Origin of the sequence: Magnetospirillum fulvum MGU-K5 (genome assembly GCF_000442515.1) — a bacterium.
Lineage (GTDB): Bacteria > Pseudomonadota > Alphaproteobacteria > Rhodospirillales > Magnetospirillaceae > Phaeospirillum > Phaeospirillum fulvum_B.
The window spans coordinates 88,192-94,672 of the sequence record NZ_AQPH01000004.1 but is presented as its reverse complement, the minus strand read 5'-3'; the positions used below and the strand labels follow the sequence as shown (position 1 = coordinate 94,672).

At 63.0% G+C, this 6,481-nt stretch carries 6 protein-coding genes and 1 pseudogene; 4 read left to right on the top strand and 3 right to left on the bottom strand.

The annotated features are described in order from the left end of the window. The 3 genes from K678_RS02225 to K678_RS02215 form a co-directional block, all read right to left on the bottom strand. Positions 1-354 (bottom strand): DUF1178 family protein (locus K678_RS02225; protein ID WP_021130832.1); only part of this gene is annotated, 354 nt, incomplete at its 3' end. 83 nt (positions 355-437) lie between these two features. Then, on the bottom strand, positions 438-1,265 hold the full coding sequence (locus K678_RS02220) for a carbon-nitrogen hydrolase family protein (RefSeq protein WP_021130831.1): 828 nt from the start codon (positions 1,263-1,265) through the stop codon (positions 438-440). Beyond that, entirely contained in the window at positions 1,262-1,756 is a 495-nt protein-coding gene (locus tag K678_RS02215; protein WP_021130830.1) for a tRNA (cytidine(34)-2'-O)-methyltransferase, read from the bottom strand. Before K678_RS02215 ends, K678_RS02220 begins: the two co-directional genes overlap by 4 nt. A gap of 173 nt (positions 1,757-1,929) precedes the next feature. On the opposite strand from K678_RS02215, the gene petA reads away from it, so the two are divergent. The 4 genes and pseudogenes from petA to msbA all read left to right on the top strand — a co-directional run bounded on the left by petA (position 1,930) and on the right by msbA (position 6,479). Beyond that, a complete protein-coding gene (gene petA / locus K678_RS02210) occupies positions 1,930-2,484 on the top strand; it encodes a ubiquinol-cytochrome c reductase iron-sulfur subunit (RefSeq protein ID WP_021130829.1) in 555 nt (184 codons plus the stop codon). 11 nt (positions 2,485-2,495) lie between these two features. After that, positions 2,496-3,716: pseudogene (locus K678_RS19345) on the top strand (cytochrome b); the annotation flags it as partial. Between the two features lie 24 nt (positions 3,717-3,740). Then, complete coding sequence (locus K678_RS19340) at positions 3,741-4,490, top strand: cytochrome c1 (protein WP_231376189.1); 750 nt, start codon at positions 3,741-3,743, stop codon at positions 4,488-4,490. 204 nt (positions 4,491-4,694) lie between these two features. Further along, the gene (gene msbA / locus K678_RS02200) at positions 4,695-6,479 is read left to right on the top strand and encodes a lipid A export permease/ATP-binding protein MsbA (RefSeq protein ID WP_021130827.1); all 1,785 of its coding nucleotides are present in this window, start codon (positions 4,695-4,697) and stop codon (positions 6,477-6,479) included. Positions 6,480-6,481 lie beyond the last annotated feature (2 nt).

Here is a 6,481-nt window from a genome sequence, read left to right as displayed (position 1 = left end):
TTCGTCGCGGGTGGCCTCGCCATAGATCGGGCGGGCATCGGATTCACCGTAATGAATCCGGCGTGCTTCCTCGGGGAAACGGTCGCCGACATAGTCGCAATTGGCCTCGACCTGCTTCTTGATCTCCAGCAGGGCGCGGCGGACATCTCCGGCGATCCGGTCGGGATCGGGTACGGCGGGCTCGCCCCGGCTGTGGACCAGACGCGGCGCCATCGGCGCCTTGGAAACGCCGGTATCGCCGCAGACCGGGCAGGCAATGGCACCGTCGGCGGCCTGGACGTCATAGGCGGCCCCGTCGCGGAACCACGCCTCGAAGTGGTGTTGCTGGGTGCAACGCAATTCGAACAGGATCATCGGCGTACCGCCATGAACATCCCACGCCCCGACGGCGCGGATTTCTCACCATTATACATCGGTGGCTTCGAGCGAGTCAGCCGTCACGTCCGCAACGGAGCGAACGGCCGGTCGTGATCGAGACAGGGAATCTTCTTGCGCGCTTCACCGACGCGGCGGGGGTCGATCTCGGCGATGACCCAGCCCGGCTGCTCCAGCGCATCGGCCAGAATTTCGCCCCAGGGCGAGACGATCAGGGCATGGCCATAGGTCTGGCGGTTGTTGATGTGCTCGCCGCATTGCGCCGGGGCAAAGACATAGCATCCGGTCTCGATCGCCCGCGCCCGCAGCAAAACATGCCAGTGCGCCTTGCCGGTGGTGCGGGTGAACGCCGCCGGAACCGCCAGGAAGTCGCACCCGGCCTGGGCCAGACCGCGATACAACTGGGGAAAGCGCAGATCGTAGCAGATCGACAGCCCCAGCCGCCCCCACGGCAGGTCGGCGGCAACGGCACGGTCGCCAGGGGCAAAGGTGGCAGATTCGCGATAGACCTCGCCCAGACCAAGATCGACGTCGAACATATGAATCTTGTCGTAACGGGCGCGGATTCCGCCCAGCGGATCAATCACGAAGCTGCGATTGGCGATCATTCCGCCATCAAGTAGAATATGCAGGCTGCCCAGATGCAGCCACGCCCCGATCTCGCGGGCCAGATCGCGGAAAAAGGCCAGCGCGGGATGATCCTCCTCGGTCGCGGCGTTCAGCACCAGCGCCGAGCGGCCCCATTCCATCAAAGCGAGGTTCTCGGGCATCAGGATCAGATCGGCCCCGGCGGCGCGCGCCTCGACCGCCAGCGTCGCGGCGATCTCGCAATTGCGCATCATCTCAGTGCCGGAATTAAGCTGAAGACAGGCGGCCTTGAACGGTTTCATTCCAGATCCTCTTCGGCTGGGGATTCGTCGGGAAACCCGTCGAGGCGGCGCAACGCCTCTCCGGTGACCATCGCGGCGGCCAGGGCGACATTGATCGAGCGCGGTCCCGTCACCATCGGGATGCGAATCCGCGCCGCCGCCCCCGCCGCGATGTCGGACGGAACGCCGCTGCTTTCCCGTCCGACCATCAAAGTATCGCCGGGAAGAAAGGAAAACTGATCGTGGCGATGCTCGCCCTTGGTGGTCAACAGCACCAACCGCCGCCCCTCGGCCGCCAGGGTCGCCTGGAACAGCTCCCACGAGGCATGGCGAACCACCCGCGCCCGGTCGAGATAATCCATGCCCGCTCGTTTTAACTTGCGATCGTCAAAGACAAAGCCGCAGGGTTCGATCACGTCGACCCCAAGACCAAGACAGGCGGACAGACGAAAAAGCGTCCCGGCGTTCTGGGGAATATCGGGCTGGAACAGAGCCAGACGCAGCCGCTCCATGGGGTGAAACTCCTTGCGCGTCAAGGTCTGGCGGCAAAAGTGAGCCGATTGGCTGGCCGACGGCGGGAAATAAGGTATCATAACAGCTTGGCCCTGGGGCTAGAGGGCTGTTGAATCGGGCCATCCATTGTGTTTAATAGTCTCGCTTCCGCGGGCCAACAAGAGGATTTGAAATGGCTGATACGGCAAAGAATGCCCAGCCCTCGGCGGCGGACGGGCAAACGCGGCGGGATTTCCTGCTGCAGGCCGCGTCCACCGTCGGCGTGGTCGGGACGGGCATCGCCCTGTGGCCGTTCGTGCATAGCATGAACCCGGCCGCTGATACCTTGGCGCTGTCCACCACCGATGTAGACCTGTCGGCGATCAAGCCGGGACAGGCCATCACCGTGGTTTGGCGTGGGTCTCCGGTTTTCGTCCGGAGCCGCACGGCTGAGGAAATCGCTTCCGCACAGGCGGTTAACCTGTCCGAATTGCGCGATCCGCAGGCCGATTCCGTTCGGGTCAAGAACCCGCAATGGCTGATCGTGGTGGGTATCTGCACCCACCTCGGCTGCGTTCCGCTGGGCCAGAAGCCGACCGATCCCCGGGGGGAATGGGGCGGCTGGTTTTGCCCGTGTCACGGGTCTCAGTATGATACCTCGGGTCGCATCCGCAAGGGTCCGGCGCCGAAGAATCTGGCTGTGCCCGCCTATCAATTCACCAGCGATACCACCGTACGGATCGGCTGAGGGGGACCGTCATGAGTGGCTTCAAGAGCAACAACGCGGTAGTCAACTGGGTCGAAGACCGGTTGCCCGTGTTCTCGATGCTGCGCCACAGCGCCATTGAGTATCCGACGCCGAAAAATCTGAATTACTGGTGGAACTTCGGCTCTCTCGCCGCGGTCACCCTGGTGATCATGATCGTGACCGGCCTGTTCCTGGCGATGAGCTACACGCCGCACAGCGCGCTGGCGTTCGATTCGGTCGAGCGCATCATGCGCGACGTCAATTACGGTTGGCTGCTGCGCTATCTGCATTCCAACGGCGCCTCGATGTTCTTCATCCTGGTGTACATCCACATCTTCCGCGGCCTTTATTACGGTTCGTATAAGGCGCCGCGCGAATTGCTGTGGTTCATCGGTATCGCGATCTACCTCGCGATGATGGCGACCGGCTTCCTCGGCTATGTGCTCCCCTGGGGCCAGATGTCGTTCTGGGGCGCCACCGTCATCACCAACCTGTTCTCGGCCTTCCCGCTGATCGGTGACTCGATCGTCACCCTGCTGTGGGGCGGCTTCTCGGTCGACAACCCGACCCTGAACCGGTTCTTCGCGCTGCACTTCCTGCTGCCCTTCGTCATCCTGGGCCTGGTCGCGTTGCACGTCTGGGCGCTGCACAGCGTCAAGTCGAACAACCCGCTCGGCATCGATATGAACGGCCCGCAGGATGCGATCCCGTTCCATCCTTACTACACCATCAAGGATCTGTTCGGCATCGGCGTGTTCCTGATGGTCTATCTGGCCTTCGTGTTCTGGGCGCCCAACTTCTTCGGCGAAGCGGACAATTACATCCCCGCCAACCCGATGCTGACGCCCCCGCACATCGTTCCGGAATGGTACTATCTGCCGTTCTATGCGATCCTGCGCGCCTTCACCGTCGACCTTTGGTTCATCCCGGCCAAGCTGCTGGGCGTGGTGGCCATGTTCGGTGCGATCCTGATCCTGTTCGCCCTGCCCTGGCTGGACTCCTCCAAAGTCCGTTCGGCGACCTTCCGGCCGCTGTACCGCCAGTTCTTCTGGCTGTTCGTCCTCAATGCCTTTGTTCTCGGCTATTGCGGCGCCAAGCCGACGACCGATCTTCTGGTCACCATCAGCCAGGTCGCGACCGCCTACTACTTCGCTCACTTCCTGATCGTGCTGCCCTGGCTGTCGCGTAAGGAAAAGACCCTGGCCCTGCCGGCGTCGATTTCCGCTCCGGTGGTCAAGGCGATTGCGGTCGGTGCCATGCTGTTGATCGGTGCCACCGGTTTCTCCGGCACCGCTCAGGCGAATACCGGGACCCACGAACTGCTGAAGCCCGAAACTCCCTTTTCGTGGAACGGCGTGTTCGGTCGCTATGACCGCGAAGCCCTGAAGCGTGGCTGGCAGGTCTATCATGAGGTCTGCTCGAACTGCCACGGCCTGAAGCTGGTCGCCTTCCGCAACTTGGCCGCCGTCGGCCTGACCCCGGAAGAGATCAAGGCCGTCGCCGCCGAGAAGGAAGTCCAGGACGGCCCGAACGACGAAGGCGCGATGTTCCAGCGTCCGGCGCGTCCGTCCGACCGTATGCTGTCGCCCTATGCCAACGACAAGGTGGCGGCGTCGATCCACGGTGGTGCGGTTCCGCCCGATCTGTCTCTGATCACCAAGGCGCGCGTCAACGGTCCGAACTACGTCTACTCTCTGCTGCTCGGCTATCCCGATGTCCCGCCTGCGGACGTCGCGATCCCCGAAGGCAAGATGTACAACACCTACTTCCCCGGCTACGCCATTGGCATGCCGCAGCAGGTGTTCGAAGACGCCGTGACCTATGCCGACGGCACCAAGGCGACCAAGGAACAGATCGCCAAGGACGTGGTGACCTTCCTGAACTGGGCCGCCGAACCTGAACTGGATGCTCGGAAGAGCCTCGGCGTTAAGGTGATGGTGTTCCTGGCGCTTCTGACCGCCCTGCTCTTCGCCCTGAAGCGGCAGATCTGGAAAGACGTGCACTAAGACTTTTGGCCCGGACCGGCGAAAGACCTTTCCTCCGGTTCGGACTGAAACGACGATAAGGCGGCCGCCATCGGTTTCGATGGCGGTCGTTTTGTTTTTTGTGCGGCCCGCCGCCATTCCCTGCCCCGCCGGTTCGTTTGATTTGGCCCGGGCCTGCGGCCATGCTATGGTCCGCCGCGCCGAAAAAACCGACCGGGCGGAGCCTTGACCAAGCAAAAAATCACCTTTGACCATTCGACTCGTGTTCTGGTGCGGCGTCTGTTCCGCGAAGGCATGCGTCCCTATCTGGGCAAAGTCGCCCTGGCGGTTCTATGCATGGTGGTAGGAGCGGCGGCCAACGCCGCCTATGCCCTGCTGATGGACCCGGTGGTCAACAAGATCTTCACCGAGCGACAATCGGCCTTTCTGTTGCCGCTGGGACTGGCGGTTCTGGCCGCCTTTGCGGTGAAGGCGTTGTGTAATTACGGCGAAGCGGTGTTTCTGTCACGGGTCGGCCTCAGGGTGATCGCCGACATGCAGATGCGGTTGTTCTCGCACCTGATGCGGCTGGATGTTGCCTATTTCCAGGCCAATTCGACCGGCAAGATTCTGTCGCGCCTGACCAACGACATTTCGCAGATGCGCTTTGCCGTCTCCGACGCGCTGACCGGCGCGGGCAAGGATGCCTCCTCGCTGATCTTCCTGATCGCGGCGATGTTCTATCAGGACTGGGAATTGTCGCTGTGGACCTTCTTCGTCTTCCCGCTGGCGATCCTGCCGATCAGCAAGCTGGGGCGGCGGATGCGCAAGGTCACCGCCAACACCCAGGAACAGATGGGGCTGCTGACCACCTATCTTGAGCAATCGGTCCAGGGTATCCGGGTGGTCAAGGCCTATGGGATGGAGGATTACGAGAAGACCCGGGTTCGCCAGCTGATCGAGACCTTGCAGGATCTGGTCTATCGGGCGGCACGGGTGCGCTCGGCCTCGTCGCCGATCATGGAATTCCTGGGTGGCGTCGCGATCACCGTGGTGATCCTGTATGGCGGTTCGCGCGTGATCGACGGCCACACCACCCCCGGCGCGTTCTTCTCCTTCATCACCGCGCTGATGTTGGCCTATCGCCCGCTGAAATCGCTGGCCTCGCTCAATACCAACCTCCAGGAAGGTCTGGCGGCGGCGGCGCGTACCTTCTCGGTGCTGGACGCTCAGCCCGAGATTCAGGACCATCCCGCCGCCCGCGACTTGCTGGTGCGTGAGGGCAACGTCCGCTTCGAAGGCGTATTCTTCACCTATGACGGCAGCCGCGCCGTGCTGGACGGGATCGACCTTACGGTTCCGGGCGGGCGCACCGTGGCGCTGGTCGGGCCGTCGGGCGCGGGCAAATCGACCCTGCTGAACCTGCTGCCGCGCTTCTTTGACGTCACCGACGGCCGGGTCACCATCGATGGCCAGGACATCCGCGACATCACGATGACCTCGCTGCGGTCGAAGATCGCCCTGGTCAGTCAGGAAATCACCCTGTTCGACGACACCATCCGCGCCAACATCGCCTATGGCCGTCTCAGCGCCGGAGATGACGAGATCATCCAGGCCGCCCACGCGGCGGCGGCGCACGACTTCATCATGGGCCTGCCCGACGGTTATGACACCATCGTCGGCGAGCGTGGACTGAACCTGTCGGGCGGCCAGCGCCAGCGAATCGCGATCGCGCGCGCCATGCTGAAGAATGCGCCGATCCTGCTACTTGACGAGGCGACCAGCGCGCTCGACACCGAATCCGAGCATCAGATTCAGGCCGCGCTCGACCGGCTGATGCGAGGACGCACCACCATCGTCATCGCCCACCGGCTGTCGACCGTGGTGGGGGCCGATCTGATCCATGTGATGGATCGCGGCCGGGTGGTCGAATCCGGTACCCACGCGATGCTGGTAGAGCAGGGCGGGCTGTATGCCCGTCTCTATGCGATGCAATTCGCCGAGGAGACCGCCGAAGGCGGCACACACTAAAG